The organism is Aeromonas australiensis, assembly GCF_000819725.1.
GTDB classification, from domain to species: Bacteria; Pseudomonadota; Gammaproteobacteria; order Enterobacterales; family Aeromonadaceae; genus Aeromonas; species Aeromonas australiensis.
Genome location: NZ_CDDH01000069.1, coordinates 126,738 through 145,312 on the forward strand (window position 1 = coordinate 126,738; position 18,575 = coordinate 145,312).

The 18,575-nt window shown below is 55.4% G+C and carries 13 protein-coding genes; 8 read left to right on the forward strand and 5 right to left on the reverse strand.

Features of this window, described 5'->3' with window-relative positions:
• Positions 1–130: 130 nt before the first annotated feature.
• Positions 131–880, forward strand: coding sequence for a substrate-binding periplasmic protein (locus BN1117_RS11680; protein ID WP_040097560.1), 750 nt, complete (start codon positions 131–133; stop codon positions 878–880).
• A 36-nt stretch (positions 881–916) separates the two neighbouring features.
• On the opposite strand, the gene BN1117_RS11685 is transcribed toward BN1117_RS11680, so the two are convergent.
• A complete protein-coding gene (locus BN1117_RS11685) occupies positions 917–1,780 on the reverse strand; it encodes a LysR family transcriptional regulator (RefSeq protein WP_040097561.1) in 864 nt (287 codons plus the stop codon).
• Between the two features lie 166 nt (positions 1,781–1,946).
• Between BN1117_RS11685 and BN1117_RS11690 the strand changes: the two genes are divergently transcribed.
• The 4 genes from BN1117_RS11690 to pflB all read left to right on the forward strand — a co-directional run bounded on the left by BN1117_RS11690 (position 1,947) and on the right by pflB (position 8,894).
• Positions 1,947–3,380 (forward strand): glycoside hydrolase family 1 protein, encoded by a 1,434-nt coding sequence (locus BN1117_RS11690; RefSeq protein WP_040097563.1) that lies wholly within the window; start codon positions 1,947–1,949, stop codon positions 3,378–3,380.
• Between the two features lie 195 nt (positions 3,381–3,575).
• Entirely contained in the window at positions 3,576–5,336 is a 1,761-nt protein-coding gene (gene ycaO, locus BN1117_RS11695; RefSeq protein WP_040097565.1) for a 30S ribosomal protein S12 methylthiotransferase accessory factor YcaO, read from the forward strand.
• Positions 5,337–5,717: 381 nt separating this feature from the next.
• Positions 5,718–6,566, forward strand: a complete 849-nt coding sequence (focA, locus tag BN1117_RS11705; protein WP_040097568.1) for a formate transporter FocA — start codon at positions 5,718–5,720, stop codon at positions 6,564–6,566.
• 45 nt (positions 6,567–6,611) lie between these two features.
• Entirely contained in the window at positions 6,612–8,894 is a 2,283-nt protein-coding gene (pflB, locus tag BN1117_RS11710; RefSeq protein WP_040097570.1) for a formate C-acetyltransferase, read from the forward strand.
• Between the two features lie 158 nt (positions 8,895–9,052).
• On the opposite strand, the gene BN1117_RS11715 is transcribed toward pflB, so the two are convergent.
• Both BN1117_RS11715 and BN1117_RS11720 read right to left on the reverse strand, forming a co-directional pair.
• A complete protein-coding gene (locus BN1117_RS11715; RefSeq protein WP_040097571.1) occupies positions 9,053–9,487 on the reverse strand; it encodes a YcgN family cysteine cluster protein in 435 nt (144 codons plus the stop codon).
• A gap of 283 nt (positions 9,488–9,770) precedes the next feature.
• The gene (locus BN1117_RS11720) at positions 9,771–10,256 is read right to left on the reverse strand and encodes a cell division inhibitor (RefSeq protein WP_040097573.1); all 486 of its coding nucleotides are present in this window, start codon (positions 10,254–10,256) and stop codon (positions 9,771–9,773) included.
• 228 nt (positions 10,257–10,484) lie between these two features.
• Here BN1117_RS11720 and BN1117_RS11725 point away from each other — a divergent pair, with 228 nt between their 5' ends.
• Both BN1117_RS11725 and BN1117_RS11730 read left to right on the forward strand, forming a co-directional pair.
• On the forward strand, positions 10,485–10,682 hold the full coding sequence (locus tag BN1117_RS11725) for a DUF4250 domain-containing protein (RefSeq protein ID WP_040097576.1): 198 nt from the start codon (positions 10,485–10,487) through the stop codon (positions 10,680–10,682).
• A gap of 375 nt (positions 10,683–11,057) precedes the next feature.
• Complete coding sequence (locus tag BN1117_RS11730; RefSeq protein WP_040097578.1) at positions 11,058–13,532, forward strand: glycogen/starch/alpha-glucan phosphorylase; 2,475 nt, start codon at positions 11,058–11,060, stop codon at positions 13,530–13,532.
• A gap of 66 nt (positions 13,533–13,598) precedes the next feature.
• Here the strand turns inward: BN1117_RS11730 and BN1117_RS11735 are convergent, their stop codons facing one another.
• Positions 13,599–14,981: an SLC13 family permease gene (locus tag BN1117_RS11735; RefSeq protein ID WP_040097580.1), complete on the reverse strand. Its 1,383-nt coding sequence runs from the start codon at positions 14,979–14,981 to the stop codon at positions 13,599–13,601.
• Between the two features lie 161 nt (positions 14,982–15,142).
• The gene (trxC, locus tag BN1117_RS11740) at positions 15,143–15,577 is read right to left on the reverse strand and encodes a thioredoxin TrxC (RefSeq protein ID WP_040097582.1); all 435 of its coding nucleotides are present in this window, start codon (positions 15,575–15,577) and stop codon (positions 15,143–15,145) included.
• Positions 15,578–15,765: 188 nt separating this feature from the next.
• Between trxC and BN1117_RS11745 the strand changes: the two genes are divergently transcribed.
• The gene (locus BN1117_RS11745) at positions 15,766–18,570 is read left to right on the forward strand and encodes a hybrid sensor histidine kinase/response regulator (protein WP_040097583.1); all 2,805 of its coding nucleotides are present in this window, start codon (positions 15,766–15,768) and stop codon (positions 18,568–18,570) included.
• The last annotated feature ends 5 nt before the right edge of the window (positions 18,571–18,575 follow it).

An 18,575-nucleotide genomic window follows, 5' to 3' on the forward strand; every position in this document is an offset into this window, starting at 1 on the left:
CGAACGAGAGAGGGGAAGCCACTGCTTCCCCTCTCTTTTTTGCTGGCCACTTTTTCACTGGCTTTTGATCCTTGCCGCAGCCCGCTTTGCACTAGGCTCAGAGTTGGTAGCAGTGGATGGAGTCGTGGCCATGGGTGTTGTTATGAGGAGTGCAATCCTGTGGGGATTGCTGATGTGGCAGAGTGTCTGGGCGGCACCGGCGGCCGAGTTGAAAATGGTCTACTTTGACGACTTTGCCCCATATTCATGGCGTGACGAACAGGGCAAGATGCGCGGTCTGATGATCGATGTGATGGATCGGGTTGCGGCGCAGATGGGGTTGCGGGTGCGCCATGAAGGTTATCCGTGGCAGCGGGCGCAAAAACTGGTGCGGATGGCACTGGCCGATGGTTTTGTCACCGTCGCCACTCAGGAGCGGCGCAGCTACACATTGGTGGTGGAAGAGCCGGTCGCCACGACCGTCTTGACGGTATTTACCCGGCTTGGCCACCCCCGGATGACCGATTTTCAGCGTGCCAATCGCCTGAACGACTTCAAATCGTTCACCTTTCTCGACTATTTTGGTAACGGCTGGGGCAAGGAGAACCTGGCGGGTTTTACCGTTCACCACACCATCAATGTCGATAATGTTTTCAAAATGCTGGCGGCGGGTCGGGGGGATCTGATGGTGACAGATCCACTGGTGGCGCGCTTCAAACTCAACCAACTGGGTCTCTCCGGGTTGGTGGTTGAGGTGCCGCTGCTACTTTCCTCGACGCCGTTCAATCTTTGCATCGGCAAGCACTCCCGCTTCAATACCCGGATAACCGAGTTCAACAGCGCCTTGCAACAGTTGCGTGAAAGTGGTGAGTTGGCTCGTATCACCGCCCGCTATCGTTGATGCACCGCCGCCATCTGCTGTTTGTCTGCGGTGTGTCTATCTTGGCGTCATATCGGCGATGGTTGCCCAGAAGGCGTCGATCAAGGGCCCCTTGCTGTGGGGCGGACGGATAAGGCCAATGGTCCAGCAGGCTTCCCCATCTCTCAGGGGGAGGGTGAGCACATCCGGGTGCTCTATGGTGGTGGAGGAGGGGACCAGGGTCCAGGCGATCTCGGCGGCCGCGGTGGCAACCCCGGCGGCGAAGTCGTTGACGTACTGGATATCGCGAAAACGCAGCCCGCTCTGGGCCAGATAGTTCATCAGGTGATCATAAAACGACGGCGCCTTGTCCCGACGCAGGATCGCCAGCGGCTTGTCCACCAGATCCGCCAACTCCCTCACATCGCGGTAGCTGGCGGGCAGCACGGCGACAAAGTGGGCTTCGACCACCGGCAGGGCGTGCCACCCCTTGGGGGCGGGCAGGCGGCAAAAACCGAGATCCAGCTTGCCTTCACTGAGCGCCAGTAGCTGGTGGTGGGTGGAGAGATCGTTGAGCTCGATGGTCACTTGCGGCCGCTCGGCGCGAAAACGGGCGATGGCCGCGGGCACCAGGATCTTGGTGGCCACGCCAAAGCCGATACGCAGGGTGCCCACGTTGCCCGCCAGCACGTCGCGGGCGGTGCGCGAGAGCTGCTCGCTCTGGATGACCACCGCGCGGGCATCCTCATACAGCGCCCTGCCCAGTCCGGTGAGGCGAGTGCTACTGGCGTTGCGCTCGAACAGCTCACCCCCCAGTTCCTCCTCCAGCCGTCTTATCTGTTTGCTCAGGGCTGACTGGGTAACGTGCTGGCGCACCGCTGCCTGGCCGAAGTGCAGTACCTCCCCCAGGGTGACGAAGGCTTTCAGATCCCGTAGCTCCATCAGGGTTCCTTGCATTCCCCTTGGGAATGTTGAGTGGTCACATTTGTCATTGGACGGAATTTTAGAAGTGTTGGATGCTGATGCCAATTCATTTCGGGTGCCCCGACAGGGGGCGCCGAGTTATCAAAGATGGCTGACACCATCCGCGCAGCAGGAGCAACACCAGATGCATCACCACAAGTTCAACGACTTCCCGAGCGATTTTCTGTGGGGCGCCGCCTCCGCCGCCTATCAGGTGGAGGGGGGCTGGAATGCCGATGGCAAGGGGCCCTCGGTGTGGGATCTCTTCACCAAGCTGCCGGGCAAGACCTTTGAGGGGAGCAACGGCGATGTGGCGGTGGATCACTACCACCGCATGGAAGAGGACGTGGCGCTGATGGCCGAGATGGGGCTCAAGGCCTACCGCTTCTCGGTGAGCTGGCCGCGCATTTATCCCACCGGTCGGGGGGAGGTGAACGAGGCGGGTCTAGCTTTCTACGAGAAGCTGATCGACACCCTCTTGGCCCACCAGATCGAGCCGGTGCTGACTCTGTATCACTGGGATCTGCCACAGGCGCTGCAGGATGAGTACGGCGGCTGGGAAGACCGACGCATTATCGCCGATTTCGAGCGCTACTGCGTGACCCTCTATCAGCGTTTTGCCGGCAAGGTGAAGTACTGGGTGTCACTTAACGAGCAGAACTACAACCTGACTAACGCCTATCAGCTCGGCACCCATCCGCCCGCTGTGCAGGATCGCAAGCGCTTCTTTGCCGCCAACCATATCGCGTTTCTGGCCAACGCCCGGGTGATCAAGGCGTTTCGACAGCATGTGCCAAATGGCCTCATCGGCCCGAGCTTTGCCTACTCCCCTGCCTATCCGGCGTCGTGCGACCCGAAAGATATGCTGGCCTATGAGAACGCCGAGGAGTTCAACAACCTCTGGTGGCTGGATGCCTACTGCTTTGGCCGTTATCCGCAGGCGGCGCTCGCTTACTTGCGGGAAAACGGTGAGGCGCCGGAGATCCTGCCGGGCGATATGGCGCTGCTACGCGAGGGGACGCCTGACTATATCGGCGTCAACTACTACTACACCCTGACCTACACAGATAATCCCTTGGGCGGTCAGACCCTGCAGCGGATCAACACCACCGGCAAGAAGGGCACTACGCCGTCCAGCGGCATTCCCGGCCTCTACAAGACGGCGCCCAATCCGCACCTTGAGACCAGCAACTGGGACTGGGCCATCGACCCGACCGGGATGCGCATCGCCCTGCGTCGCCTCTCTTCCCGTTACGGTTTGCCGTTGATGATCACCGAGAACGGCCTTGGCGAGTTCGACAAGCTGGAGGCGGGCGACAAGGTGAACGATGCGTACCGCATCGATTACCTGCGCAGCCACGTCAAGGCGTGCCAGGAGGCGATGCAGGATGGGGTGGAATTGCTCGGCTACTGCGCCTGGTCGTTCACCGACATCCTGAGCTGGCTCAACGGCTATCAGAAGCGCTACGGCTTCGTCTATGTGGACAGGGATGAGCAGGGAGGCTCTCTTCGCCGGATCAAGAAGGCGAGCTTCCACTGGTACAGCCAGGTGATCGCCAGCCAGGGCATGCAGCTCTGACGGTTTTATCCCGTCGCTTAACCAGCGGGCCCGGGCAATCCCCGGGCCCGCGTTGTTTGTGGGGCGGGGAGAGGGGGGAAACCGGTTTCTCACCGTGCGACTCATCCCTGTTTACTGATTTTTGTCCTGCCAAAGTCGCCGCCCCCTGCTATTATCTGCGGCCGAACATGAGCCAATAAAAATCAGGATATCGTGATGACTGACCACACTTTTATTCCCGGCAAGGACGCGGCGCTGGAAGACTCCATCGAACGCTTCCAGACCAAGCTGCAAGCCCTGGGGTTTGATATCGAAGAGGCCTCCTGGCTCAACCCCGTGCCGAACGTCTGGTCGGTGCATATCCGGGACAAGGAGTGCGCCCTCTGCTTCACCAACGGCAAGGGCGCCAGCAAGAAGGCGGCGCTTGCCTCCGCCCTTGGCGAATATTTCGAGCGTCTCTCCACCAACTACTTCTTCGCCGACTTCTATCTGGGCGAGCAGGTAGCGAACGGCGATTTCGTTCACTACCCGAACGAGAAGTGGTTCCCCATCGAAGGAGATCAACTGCCGGCCGGCCTGCTCGACCCCTTTACCCGCAAGTTTTACAACCCGGACGGTGAAGTGACCGCCGACATGCTGGTAGACCTGCAATCGGGTAATGAGGAGCGCGGTATTGTGGCGTTGCCGTTCGAGCGTCAGTCCGACCACCAGACGGTCTACATCCCGATGAACATTATCGGCAACCTCTATGTCTCCAACGGCATGAGCGCCGGCAATACCAAGACCGAGGCTCGTACCCAGGGCTTGTCTGAAGTGTTCGAGCGCCACGTGAAGAACAAGATCATCGCCGAGGCCATCAGCCTGCCACAGATCCCGGACGAGGTGATTGCCCGTTATCCGGGGATCGCCGCTTCCATCGCGGCGCTCGAAGCGGAAGGCTTCCCCATCTACAGCTTTGATGCCTCCCTGGGTGGCCGCTATCCGGTCATTTGCGTCGTGCTGCTCAACCCGAACAACGGCACCTGTTTTGCCTCCTTCGGTGCCCACCCGCGTTTTGAAGTGGCCTTCGAGCGCACCGTCACCGAGCTGCTGCAGGGTCGTGGTCTGAAAGATCTGGATGTGTTTGTACCGCCCTCATTCGACAATGAGCAGGTGGCGGATCACCACAACCTGGAGACCCACTTCATCGATTCATCCGGGCTTATCAGCTGGGACCTGTTCAAGGAAGAGGCCGACTTCGAGTTTGCCGACTGGGATTTTCGCGGCACCTCGCAGGAGGAGTTCGATCACCTGATCGGCATCTTCCACGAGCTGGCACAACCGGTCTATATCGCTGACTACGAGCACCTCGGTGTCTATGCCTGTCGCATCCTGGTGCCGGGTATGTCCGATATCTATCCGGTCGAAGATCTGCTGCTGGCCAACAACACCATGGGGGCCCACCTGCGGGAGACCATTCTTGCCCTGCCGACATTGGAGTGGGACTCAGAGCAGTACATGGCGCTGTTTGACCAGCTGGATGAAGAGGGTCACGACGAGCGGACCCGTGTACGCGAGCTGCTGGGCATCGCTGCCGCCAAGGGCACCGCGCTGCATACCCTGCGGGTGGGCGAGCTGAAAGCCATGCTGGCGCTGGCTGCCGGTGAGCTGGAGACCGCGCTGGATCTCATCGACTGGACCATGGAGTTCAACCAGTCGGTGTTCCCTGCCGAACGTGCCAGTTACTACCGGGCCCTGCGTGCCTGCGTCGAGTTGTTCCTCGACGAGGAGCGGGATCCGGAGCAGTATCGCGCCGTCTTCACCCGCATGTATGGCGAAGAGACCCTGGCGCATGCATGGGCCAACGCCAGCGGTGAAGCGCGCTTCCACGGACTGGAAGCGGCCGACTTGTCGCTTGCCCAGTTCCCGCTGCACCAGAAGCTGCTGGCGGCCTATGAGAAGCTGCAAAAAGCCAAGCGAGCCCATCACTGGGTCTGATCGTTGCTGTAAAAGAAGGGGCCGTGTGGCCCCTTCTGCTTATTGTGCGGCAAGGCGTGGGATTGTTATTCAAAGATGAAATAAAAAACAAAAAATACCCCTAAGGGGGTTGCCAACAGGGTAGGAGAGATGTTTGCTATCTGCAAAGATATCTTGCCAATGCATGATTGCTGCCTTGTGATATAAATTCTTTAAAATCATTATTTTAAAAAACAAGTATTTCTGTTTCAGCTGAAACCTGGTGTAAAGAGGTGTAGCCATCCGGCTCAATTTTTTGTAGTAAAATTACAATCGCACTCTGATAAATTTGATCAATGTCAATTTTGGCCATTTGGGCCTTTGTTATGATTTCAACAGGCAACATATTCAGGTAGAAAATAATTGAAAGCTGAATCCCCATTCGATTGTCTCAAGCCCGAAGCCATCGCTGCACTGGCTGAAGACATCACTTATGCCAAGGCTACCAAGCCGGCATACAAGGCCATACCACTGGCCATTACCGCAGGCGCCTTCATCGCTATCGCGTTTATCTTCTACATTACGGTAACCACAGGCTCCGGAACCATGTCCTGGGGGATGGCCAAGCTGGTTGGCGGTCTCTGCTTCTCTCTCGGCCTGATCCTGTGCGTACTGCTCGGCGCCGAGTTGTTCACCTCCACCACCCTGACGCTGGTGGCCAAGGCCGCCAATCGCATCAGTTGGGCGCAACTGCTCAAAAACTGGGGACTGGTCTACTTTGGCAACCTGATTGGCGGCCTCATCATGGTCGGCCTTATCATTATGTCGGCGCAATATACCGCGGCTGATGGTCAGTGGGGTCTCAATGCCCTGAAAGTGGCTCAGCACAAGATCCATCACACCTTCTTCGAAGCGCTGGCGCTGGGTATCCTCTGTAACCTGATGGTCTGCCTGGCTGTCTGGATGGCTTTTGGGGCCCGCACCGCCACTGACAAGGTGATGGTGATGCTGCTGCCGGTTGCCATGTTCGTGGCATCAGGTTTCGAGCACAGCATTGCAAATATGTTTATGATTCCGGTTGGTATCGCTATCCACAGCGTGGCTAGTCCGGAATTTTGGCAGGCCATCGGCCAGGATCCGGCAACCTTTGCTGACCTGACCGTATCCAACTTTGTCCTACACAACCTCATCCCCGTGACCATCGGTAATATCATCGGTGGTGGCGTGATGGTTGGTCTGACTTACTGGTTTATCTTCCGTCGTCATCATTAAGGATGATTGCGGGATACTACATCAATACCGTGTGAGGTAATGAAAATGGCAGAACTTAACGAACAGTTCCAAAAAGCATGGGAAGGCTTCGCGGCCGGTGAATGGCAGACCTCTGTCAACACCCGTGACTTCATCCAGAAGAACTACACCCCGTATGAAGGTGACGAGTCCTTCCTGGCTGGCGCGACCGAAGCGACCACCAAGCTGTGGGACAAGGTCATGGAAGGGATCAAGATCGAGAACCGCACTCATGCGCCGGTCGATTTTGATACTGACCTGCCCTCCACCATTACCGCACACGATGCCGGTTATATCGATCAGAGCCTGGAGCAGATCGTTGGTCTGCAGACTGACAAGCCGCTCAAGCGCGCCATCATCGCCAACGGCGGTATCAAGATGGTTAAAACGTCTTGCGAAGTGTACGGTCGTCAACTGGACCCGATGGTTGAGAAGATCTTCACCGAGTACCGCAAGACTCACAACCAGGGCGTGTTTGACGTTTACACCAAAGACATTCTGAACTGCCGTAAGTCTGGTGTTATCACTGGTCTGCCGGATGCCTACGGCCGTGGCCGTATCATCGGTGATTACCGTCGTGTTGCTCTGTACGGTATCGACTTCCTGATGGCCGACAAACTGGCCCAGTTCAAGTCCCTGCAAGCTGATCTGGAAAACGGCGTCAACCTGGAAGCCACCATCCGTCTGCGCGAAGAGATCTCCGAGCAGCACCGTGCCCTGGCACAGATGAAAGTGATGGCTGCCAAGTACGGCTGCGATATCTCCGTACCTGCTACCAACGCCAAAGAAGCTGTACAGTGGACCTACTTCGCCTACCTGGCGGCAGTCAAGTCCCAGAACGGCGCAGCCATGTCCTTCGGTCGTACCTCCAGCTTCCTGGACGTCTACATCGAGCGTGACCTGCAAAAAGGCCTGATCACCGAGCAAGAAGCCCAGGAGCTGATGGACCACATGGTCATGAAGCTGCGTATGGTTCGCTTCCTGCGTACTCCGGAATACGATTCACTGTTCTCTGGCGACCCGATGTGGGCGACCGAGACCCTGGCCGGTATGGGCGTTGATGGCCGCACCCTGGTCACCAAGAACAGCTTCCGTATGCTGAACACCCTGTACACCATGGGCCCGTCCCCTGAGCCGAACCTGACCATTCTGTGGTCCGAGAAGCTGCCGGTCGGTTTCAAGAAGTACTGTGCCAAGGTTTCCATCGAGACCTCTTCTGTTCAGTACGAGAACGACGATCTGATGCGTCCGGACTTCAACAACGATGACTACGCCATCGCTTGCTGCGTCTCCCCGCAGGTTGTCGGTAAACACATGCAGTTCTTCGGTGCCCGTGCCAACCTGGCCAAGACCATGCTGTATGCAATCAACGGCGGTGTGGACGAGAAACTCAAGCTGCAAGTTGGTCCCAAGACTGCACCTATCACCTCCGAGTACCTGAACTACGACGAAGTGATGAGCAACCTGGATCACTTCATGGATTGGCTGGCCAAGCAGTACGTTGCTGCGCTGAACATCATCCACTACATGCACGACAAGTACAGCTACGAAGCTTCGCTGATGGCGCTGATGGACCGTGACGTCTATCGCACCATGGCCTGTGGTATCGCGGGTCTGTCTGTAGCGGCTGACTCCCTGTCTGCCATCAAGTACGCCAAGGTCAAGCCGATCCGTGATGAAGATGGCATTGCCATCGACTTCGAAATCGACGGTGAATACCCGCAGTTCGGTAACAACGACGCTCGCGTCGATGATATCGCCTGTGAGCTGGTTGAGACCTTCATGAAGAAGATCCAGAAGCTGAACACCTACCGTGGTGCCGTGGCTACCCAGTCTGTTCTGACCATCACCTCTAACGTGGTATATGGCAAGAAGACCGGTAACACTCCGGATGGCCGTCGTGCCGGTGCGCCGTTCGGCCCGGGTGCCAACCCGATGCACGGTCGTGACCAGAAGGGTGCCGTTGCTTCCCTGACTTCCGTTGCCAAGCTGCCGTTTGCTTACGCTAAAGATGGTATCTCCTATACCTTCTCCATCGTGCCGAATGCACTGGGTAAAGATATGGAAGCTCAGAAAGCCAACCTGGCTGGCCTGATGGACGGTTACTTCCACCACGAAGCCAACGTAGAGGGTGGTCAGCACCTGAACGTGAACGTGATGAACCGTGAAATGCTGCTGGATGCCATGGAAGACCCGGAGAAGTATCCGCAGTTGACCATCCGCGTATCCGGTTATGCCGTTCGCTTCAACTCTTTGACCAAAGAGCAACAGCAAGACGTCATCACCCGTACCTTCACCGCTTCTCTGTAATCGAGATGTAGTGAGCAAAAACCGGCGCCCAGGCGCCGGTTTTTTTATGGTTACGTATCAGAGTGATGATCCGCAAGGCGGCACTCCCTGCTTGCACAAACAACAAGGGCTGCATCTAATGCAGCCCTTGTTTATTTGAAAATAGCGAGTTGAGCGTATCAGTTGGCCCAGGTGATGATGTGATCAATCCATTCTCCGGCCTGATCCTCGTGAATGACCTTGCCACGGACGGATTGACCTGCCTGATGCATCGCGGAGCGACTGCCGGTCAGCAGGGGGTGCCACTCTGGCAGGACGCCACCTTCAGCCAGCAGGCGATAGGCACAGGTTGAGGGTAGCCAGTCATATTCGGCGATTTTGTCATAGGTGATTTGCAGGCAGTCAGGCTCTTTTTTGAAACGATTTGCGTAATCAGAGCACTGACAGCTTTTGGTATTGAGCAGGTTACAGGCGACGTTGGTGAACACCAATTCGTCGGTATCCTCATCGATTAGCTTGTTGAGGCAGCATTTGCCACAACCATCGCAGAGGGATTCCCATTCGGACTCAGTCATCTGCTGCAGAGTCTTGGTCTGCCAAAAGGAGGTTTGCATCATACCGCTCACTTAATACACCTGATAAAACGCGTGGTTATACCTCGTGTGACACGGTATTTCAAGGAGCGGGTCACTTTGGTGCGAAATTTGCCATTTCCTAGCTATGACCAGCAGTACCAGCATGTTGCAAGGCCAAATGACCTTTGCTGCCCATCGTCAGGTTCTGGTTCATGCCTCCCTCAGTAGAGCGCCACAGTGTACCTTGTCGGCTGGTGTCCGATGGCATATGCGTTACAGTCACGAATAACTGGATAAGTCTGTATCGGCGTTCGCTGTTCACTTAATGGTTGAGATAGATATCTTGCTCTGCATAGGCCAGCAGTGGTGCGCCGGGGTTAGTCCGTTTCGCGCCAAAGAAGCGGGTGAATACGCCAGATTGTTGTCCCAGTCGCTGCAGTTTGGCGTGATCCAGCTCGATCTGCTCGGGTAGCCAGGTAAACACGGCGGCGCAGTGACCATTGCCTAGACTACGCTCCAAGGTCTGCTGCCAGTTCTTGATTTTGGGGCTATGTACCACCAGTACTCTGTTGGGATCGATGCCTTGCTCTTCAAGGTGACGTATTGTTGGGCGTCCTGGCGGGGCGATCAACAGGATCCAGCCAGTATGAGAGCCCTCCAGCTTGGTCAGTTCAATCAAGAACTGATCATCAGACTGAATAGTCACACCATAATGAGCCAACGTTGCGTTGCAGGCGGTTCTGGTTGGCCAGGGCTTGCTCAGGGCGCGATTCATCGCAAAAGGGGAGGTGTGCTGGGGCTGGTTCATATGCCTGTTCCTGTATGAATATCCAAGCTGTATGTGCATACAGTATTGCTATCTTGGGGCAGTGACAAGGTGTTTGTGCTGAAAAATGTGATGCGGTTGGCATGCTGTCTTAGTAAGCCTATGTTTTTAAAGATTATTTAAATAAATCTGGCTGGGTGTTTTTCATACTATGGACAAACCGTGCTTAACCGCCCATGGTTATACAGTTCCTATAAAGGGGGTGCCGCCATGGATATCAGTACTTTACAGCGTCTGGATGCGAACATCTTGCTGGGCATCATCAATGAGAAGCTAAGACTTGAGTGTGATGGATTGGATGAGTTGCTGGCCTACTATGCTATGAGTGAAGAGCAGTTGGCAGGGCGTCTGGATGAGATCGGATACCATTACGATCCATTGAGTAATCAGTTCAAAGCACATCTTTGATGGATGTAATCGTTGTTTAATATTTATTCTGTAATTTTTAAGGCACATTGAAATCGGTTTCAATGTGCCGTATTGAATTCTATTTTCAGTGATTTTCAAGGCTTGGCAATCTCTGAAAACCTATTCAGGATGAATTATTTTAGGTCTCCCCATAAGCTGTTGATAGTTAACGGTAAATTTTTGTTACTGACCTTAATCAAAGGAAAGGGTTTTCAAGCTTTTTGAGCTGTTTTCATCGGTTAAAGTGTGACTTGCGTTAATGTTTAAATCTATGGATCTGGTTAATATTCTCACGCCGGATATATTTTGAGATAACAACAGTGCCGGTCCCGCTAGCGGGATAACAATTTTATTTGTAACGAAGGAATATGGTTTATGGCTACCAAGAAGAAGACAGACCAGGATATCCAACTGGATAAAGATCAGCTCAAGGCGAGTATCGTGCGTCACCTGCGTTCTACCTTGGGAACAAGCGAACAGAAAGCCTCCCCCGAAGCGTGGTGGAAAGCCACAGCGGCGGCCGTCAATGAACAGGTGTTCGAGCGCCTGACCCGCACTCAGCAGACTCATTTCAAGAAAGATACTCGTGCTATTCATTATCTCTCTGCTGAATTCCTGATGGGACGGTTGACCTCCAACAACCTGCACAACCTCTCCCTCTACAAGACTTGCGAAGAGGCATTGGGCGAACTTGGTCTGGAACTGACCGACCTGTGCGAACAAGAGCCCGACATGGCACTTGGCAATGGCGGCCTGGGTCGTTTGGCCGCTTGTTTTATCGACTCGCTAGCAACGCTAAATTATCCTGCTATCGGTTATGGTCTTCACTACGAACACGGCTTGTTCCGTCAGGAGATCCAGGATGGCCGTCAGATCGAACGCCCTGATTCCTGGCGTGAGTATGGTAACCCGTGGGAAATTTGCCGCCCGGAGTCCATTCAGGAGATCCCGGTTTACGGCTATGTAGAGACAGTGTTCGGTGACAAGGGAGGGCTGAAGAAAGTATGGCATGCCGGTCGCAAGATCAAAGGGGTGCCTTGGGATATTCCGGTGGTCGGTTTTGGTGGCCATACTGTCAACATCCTGCGTCTGTGGGAATCCCGTGCTTCCGAGTTTTTCGACTGGGATGTGTTTAATGCTGGTGGTTACGTCGACTCCCAGGCTGAAAAAGCCCAAGCTGAGACCATCTCCAAGGTACTCTATCCGAACGATGAGACCGAGGCAGGTAAAGAGCTCCGTCTGATCCAGCAGTACTTCTTCTGTGCCTGCTCCATCAAGGACATCATGCGCCGCTACAAGCGGGTACATGGCAGTGACTTCAGCAACTTTGCTGCGCAAATCGCCATTCAGCTCAACGACACTCACCCCACCGTCGCCATCCCCGAACTGATGCGGGTGCTGGTGGACGAAGAGGGGCTGAACTGGGATGCCGCTTGGGCAATCAGCTATCAGGTCTTCTCCTACACCAACCACACCCTGCTGCCTGAAGCGCTGGAGAAGTGGTCGGTCAGCCTGTTCGAGAAGGTACTGCCGCGCCATCTGGAGATCATTTACGAAATCAACGCCCGTTTCCTGAATGAGTTGGTCGAGCCAAAGTGGCCGGGCAACGACGCTATCAAGGCCAAGCTCTCCATCATCGAAGAGGGTGATGTACGCAAGGTGCGTATGGGTAACCTGTGCGTGATCGGATCATCCAAAGTGAACGGTGTGGCCGAGATCCACTCCAAACTGGTGAAAGAAGACCTTTTCCCCGAATACGCCGAGTTGTGGCCACAAAAAATGTGCAACGTGACCAATGGGGTGACTCCCCGTCGCTGGTTGCTGGCTTGCAACCCGGAACTGGCCGAGCTCTACAACGAAGTGGTGGGCAAGGAGTGGCCGCTGCAACTGGACAAGCTGCGTAGCGTGATGAAGTTTGCCGATGATAAGGCGTTCCAGCAGCAGTTCATGACCATCAAGCGTCACAACAAGGAAAAGCTGGTCAAGGTCATTAAGGACGAAACTGGCATCGATGTCTGTGCCGAGGCGATCTTTGACGTTCAGATCAAGCGTCTGCACGAGTATAAGCGCCAGCAGCTGAACCTCATTCACATCATGGCGCTCTATCGTCGTCTGCTGGCCAACCCGGACTATGACATGCATCCGCGTGTGTTCATCTTCGGTTCCAAAGCAGCACCGGGTTACAAGCTGGCCAAAGACATCATCTATGCCATCAACAAGCTGGCGGAGCGGGTCAACAATGATGCTCGTATCCAGGGCAAGCTGAAAGTGGTGTTCATGCCGAACTACCGCGTTTCTCTGGCCGAGAAGTTGATCCCGGCGGCGGATGTCTCCGAGCAGATCTCCACTGCAGGTTACGAAGCATCAGGTACCGGTAACATGAAGATGGCGCTCAACGGTGCGATCACTATCGGCACGCTGGATGGTGCCAACATCGAGATCGCTGAAGAGGCGGGGGCGGAAAACTGTGCCATCTTCGGGCTGAACGTGGACGAGGTGAAGTCGCTCAAGGCGCGCGGTTACAACCCATATGACTTCTACTATGCCAACTCCGAGCTTAAAGCGGTGCTGGACTGGTTTGATACCGACTACTTCACGCCGGGTCGCCCGGGTGAGCTGGCCTCCATCAAGCACTCCCTGCTGGAAGGGGGAGACCCTTACCTGACCCTGGCAGACTTCCAGTCTTACTCGGATGCGCACAAGCTGATTGATACCTGGTATCGGGACCCGGCGCTGTGGGCGAAGAAGGCCATCATTAACTCGGCTACCATGGGCAAGTTCAACTCCGACCGCTCCATTCAGGACTATGTGGATCGGATCTGGGGGCTGAAGGCCTGCAACATCGGCTAATCGGATACAGAGATGAAAAAACCCCCGCAAATATTGCGGGGGTTTTTGTTTAATAGGGGAGCAGGGTCAGAGGATATCGCCAACAAAGTAGGCCAGCACGCCCAGCAGAATGACAAAGACAATATTGAGCGCCAGACCGGCTTTCATCATCTCTTGCTGCTGGATATGACCGCTGGCGAAGACGATGGCATTGGGCGGTGTCGCAACCGGTAGCATAAAGGCACAGGAAGCACCGATAGCGATCAACACCGACATTACCACAGGGGATACGCCCAGCGCTTCGGCAACCCCTGCAAACAGCGGGATAAGCAAGGCTGCGGTGGCGGTATTGGAGACCAGCTCGGTCAGGAAGACCACAAAGGCTGCCAACATCAACAGAATGATGAATATGTTGGCATGGGCCAATATGGCGGAGAGATGATCTGCCAGGAAGGCGCTGGTCCCCGTTGCCTTGAGAATGGCACTTAAGGTCAAGCCACCGCCAAACAGCATCAACACGCCCCAATCGGTGTTCTGGTTGATGTCATCCCAACTGGCAACGCGGCTGATGGCAATCGCCACGATCGCTCCCATCGCAATCAGGGTATCTAGCTGCGGGATGCCTCCCAAGGCTTTGGCAATCGGTTGGGAACCAATCCAGAGTACGACAGTGGTCAGAAAGATAGCCAGGGTCACTTTACGTTCGCGAGTCCAGTGGATGGTAACATCCTGGATTTCGACACTGTGATTAAGCTGAGGACGGGTCACCAGATAGAGCAATGCAATACCGCAGGGCAGCAGGATAAGCACCACTGGAATACCAAACTTCATCCAGTCAGTGAAGCCAATCCCCATCTGGGCGGCCGCGATGGCGTTGGGTGGGCTGCCCACCAGGGTCCCGATGCCACCGATACTGGCACTGTAGGCTATCCCCAGCAATACGAAGACGAAAGTGGCACGCTCGTTTTTGCTATCGAGGCGAGCCAGCATACCGATCGCCAGTGGCAGCATCATGGCGGTGGTCGCGGTGTTGCTGATCCACATCGACATAGCGGCGGTAATAGTAAAGAGCAGGATGACTGCCCAACCAAGATGGCCATTGGCCAGGTGGATCACCTTGCCAGCCATCAGGGTGTCCAGACCCTGTTTGGAGAGGGCGGCCGCGAGGGCGAAACCACCGAAAAACAGGAACAGGATCGGGTTGGCGAAGTCAGTGAGGGATTTGCTCATGTCAAACACCCCGAGCACGGTCGCCAGCAAGGGCACCAGCAGGGCGGTGATGGTGACATGCAGGGCTTCAGTGAGCCAGAGGATGGCGATAAAGACCAGAATACCCAGCCCTTTGTTGACCATGGGATCAAATGGGAGCCAGGCGAGCATGGCGCAAAGTAGCAGGACATCCAGGATGACGATCCCTGATTTGATGTCCAGCCAGCGAGATGGCGTAGAGGGTACAGCTGATGTGTGCATAATGTTCTCTCGGTTAATTTATGGTTGTTTTTGTGTTGCCGAGATTACATCCAGTCACCTGTTTGAAACAGGTTTACATGTTGAAAATCAGCCTCTACTCACACACTCGGTGATAAAAACGAGGAAAAGAACACATAAATAAAACATGTGCGAAATATAAATCAAACATTCATGAACTGTTCTAGCCACTGCTTGAACATGCTTTTAGGCAAGGAGCCATTTATCTGACTCATCAGTTTGCCCTGCTTGAAGACCATCAAGGTGGGGATGCTGCGAATGGCGTAACGGGCGGCAATGGTGCTCTGTTGTTCGGTATCGACTTTGACAAAGCGCATTTGAGGTTCTAGCTCATGGGCAACCTCATGAAATACAGGGGCAAACTGTTGGCAGGGGCCACACCAGCTGGCCCAGAAATCGACCACGACCGGGATATCTGAGTTGATCAGGGTATCGAAGTTATCCGCCTTCCCGAGGCAAGGGGTCTGGCTGAACAGGAGGGCTTTGCAGCGCCCGCATTTGGCGGATGTATCGATATGGGTAACGGGCAGACGGTTCCAGGTAAAGCAGTGGCTACAATAAGTAGTGATAAATGACATAATTGGTTCCTTCTATATCTGAGCTGGCCGGGGATATGATGAGGGGCCAGAATGAAGCAATCGCGAAACAATAGCGAAATATCAGAGTAATAACGGTAACACAGTGACCAGCGGCAGTGGATAATTCCCCCCAGGGTTCATTGTCTTAGCGGATCATTCAGCGACCATCAGAAGAGAGTCGAGACGGGATGAATAAAGGATCACGGAAAAACCGTGCTGTGCCAGGGTTGATTGTTGCCCTGCTGCTTGCCTTTTCGGGCTATTGCTGGCAGTTACTCAGTCAGAAGCAACATGCCCTCGACCTGAACAAAGCGGCCGAAGTGGTGCTAAACCGGATCAGCGCCGATACCGTCTATCTGCTTGGGCGGGACCAGACCAATGACAGTCATGTCCAGCAGCGCCTGAATCAGTTATCCATCACCCTGGACGGGTTTATGCGCAAGATCAGAAGCGATCCTGAGTTGGCACAAGAGGAGCTCTCCCTGGCACTGCTTGATGACATGGATACCTATCTGATGGCGCTGGCCAGGCTCCATGCCATGGAGATGGCCATCGAATATATTCACGCGCCACTGCAGGCCCAGATGAAAAAAGTACTCGGTGTAAGCTCGTCAGAGAGTAAACAGCATCGCGATGTGTTGGAGCTGGCGCAGCTGAGTAACTATCTGCAGCGCAGTTGGGACAAACGCGAGCAGATTACGCTGGCCAACTTGCTGCAGCAGTTGCAATCCCGTTATGGCGAACAGTCGGATATCGCCACCCTGATCCGCTTGAGCACTGACATGAGCCAGCAGGTGATGGCCTATCACGCATTGCGTTACCAGCTCATCGACATGCATGTGAGTGAAAGCCTGGTGCGCTGGAAACTCGACCAGTTGGAGCGAGCCTCCTCTTTGATGAACCGTTTCTATCTGATGGTGCTGTGCGGGGCTTTGATTTGCTTCGGGTTGGTGGCCTTCACGCTGTGGCGCCGCAACCAGAAGCTGAGTGAGCTGTCGCGCCAGTCCGGCTTGCTGGCCCAGGCCAAGAGCGATTTTCTGGCCAATATGAGTCACGAGATCCGCACCCCCATGAATGCCATCATCGGCTTCAGTTCGCTGGCACTGCAGACTGAGCTGGATCAGCAACAACGGGACTATCTGGGCAAGATCAAATCCTCATCCGATACCTTGCTGCTGCTTATCAACGATATTCTCGATTTGACCAAGGTGGAGTCCGGCAAGCTGACGCTGGAGGAGATCGACTTCGATCTCAGCGAGCAGCTCGATTCGCTGGCTGGGATGTTTGCCGATCTGGCGGAGCGCAAGCATGTCGAGGTGATCATGCGCAAGTCACCGGAGGTGCCGGTCTTCTTGCGTGGGGATCCCCTGCGATTGGGGCAGGTGCTGGTCAATCTGGTGAACAATGCCATCAAATTTACCGAACGTGGTGAAGTTGAAGTCTCCATCGAGCTGGCCAATCCCCATCCAATGCGGATCCGCTTCAGTGTGCGCGATACCGGCATCGGCATTGCCGAAGAGAAGCAGGCTCAGCTGTTTCAGGCCTTTACGCAGCTGGAGGCAGGCAATACCCGCAAATATGGCGGCTCGGGTTTGGGTCTCAATATCTCCCAGCGGTTAGTCGAGCTGATGGGGGGGAGGATCACCGTACAGAGCAAGCCCGGAGTGGGCTCGTTGTTCACGTTCGATATCCCGATGGCACAAGCGATCTACGGCGTGGCGGGAAGGAAGGTCTTCTTCGAGCACCAGCCGATGGTGATGGTGATGGATGATAACGAGCTGGTGCTGGATCTGGCTAGGGACATTCTGGCGCGCGCCGGCGTGCGCGTGCAGCCGGTCAACACCCTCGCGCGCGCCCGTCAGCTACTCCGTGAAGAGGGGGTGAATCTGCGGTTGGCCATTCTCGACTGGCGCATGGGGCAGGAGGATGGGCTCGATCTGGCGCTGGAGATGTATCAGCACAGCCAGTGGCGGCAGATCCCCATCCTGATGGTCAGCGCCTGGGCCAGAGAGGGGCTGCACACCCGGATGGAGAGCATGGGACTGACCCATTTTTTGCCCAAACCGATGACCGAAAATGCCCTGCTGGCCAAAGTAGACGAGCTGCTTAATGGCAGCTCCTACGAACTCAACCTGCGTAAAGCCGAGGTGCAAGGGGATCAGCAGCACTTTAAATCCTTGCTGCAGGGTACCCGGATACTATTGGCAGAAGATAACCGGGTCAATCAGCTACTTATCATCGAGTATCTGCGGCGGGTTGATGCAGTAGTGTGTGTGGTCAGCAATGGTCGGGAGGCGGTGGAGCGGGTCGCCGAGCAGCCTTTTGACGTGATCCTGATGGATTTGCAGATGCCGGTGCTGGACGGGCTCGATGCCACCCGCCAGATCCGCAAGATGGTCGATAAGCACGATGTGCCCATCATTGCCCTCACCGCCAGTGCCATGCCCGGTGACAAGGATCGCTGTCTGGGGGTGGGAATGAATGGCTATGTCACCAAGCCGGTGAGCAAGCTGGATCTCTATAACAACCTGCTGCAGTGGGTGAAACCACAGGGGGTTGAGCAGGCAGGGCTCATGGAGGTGAAACCGCCGGATATGATGGGGATCCTCGATCTGCAGGACGCCCTTAAACGGCTGGAGCAGGACAAGGAGGCGTTGCAGATCCTGTTCAAGCTGTTCATGTCGGAGCACAAGGACGATCTGTGGGAGATCCGCTCTGCCCTGCGCCGTCAGCAACCGGAAGTGGCCAGCAAGCTGCTGCACACCCTCAAAGGGGTGTCGACCAATATCTCGGCGGCTCGTCTGCAGTTGGTTGCCAGCGAGCTGGAGTGGCGTCTGCGGCAAAATGAGGTGTTGAGCGAGACAGATCTGGAGCAGTTGCAACAGGTGTTCAGCCAGACCCGGGCAGAGGTGTCACACTTCCTGTTGACTGGTGAGCAGCATGAAAATGCGTGCAACCCCTATGCGTCAGTGGATGATCGTATGTCACAGTGAATTAA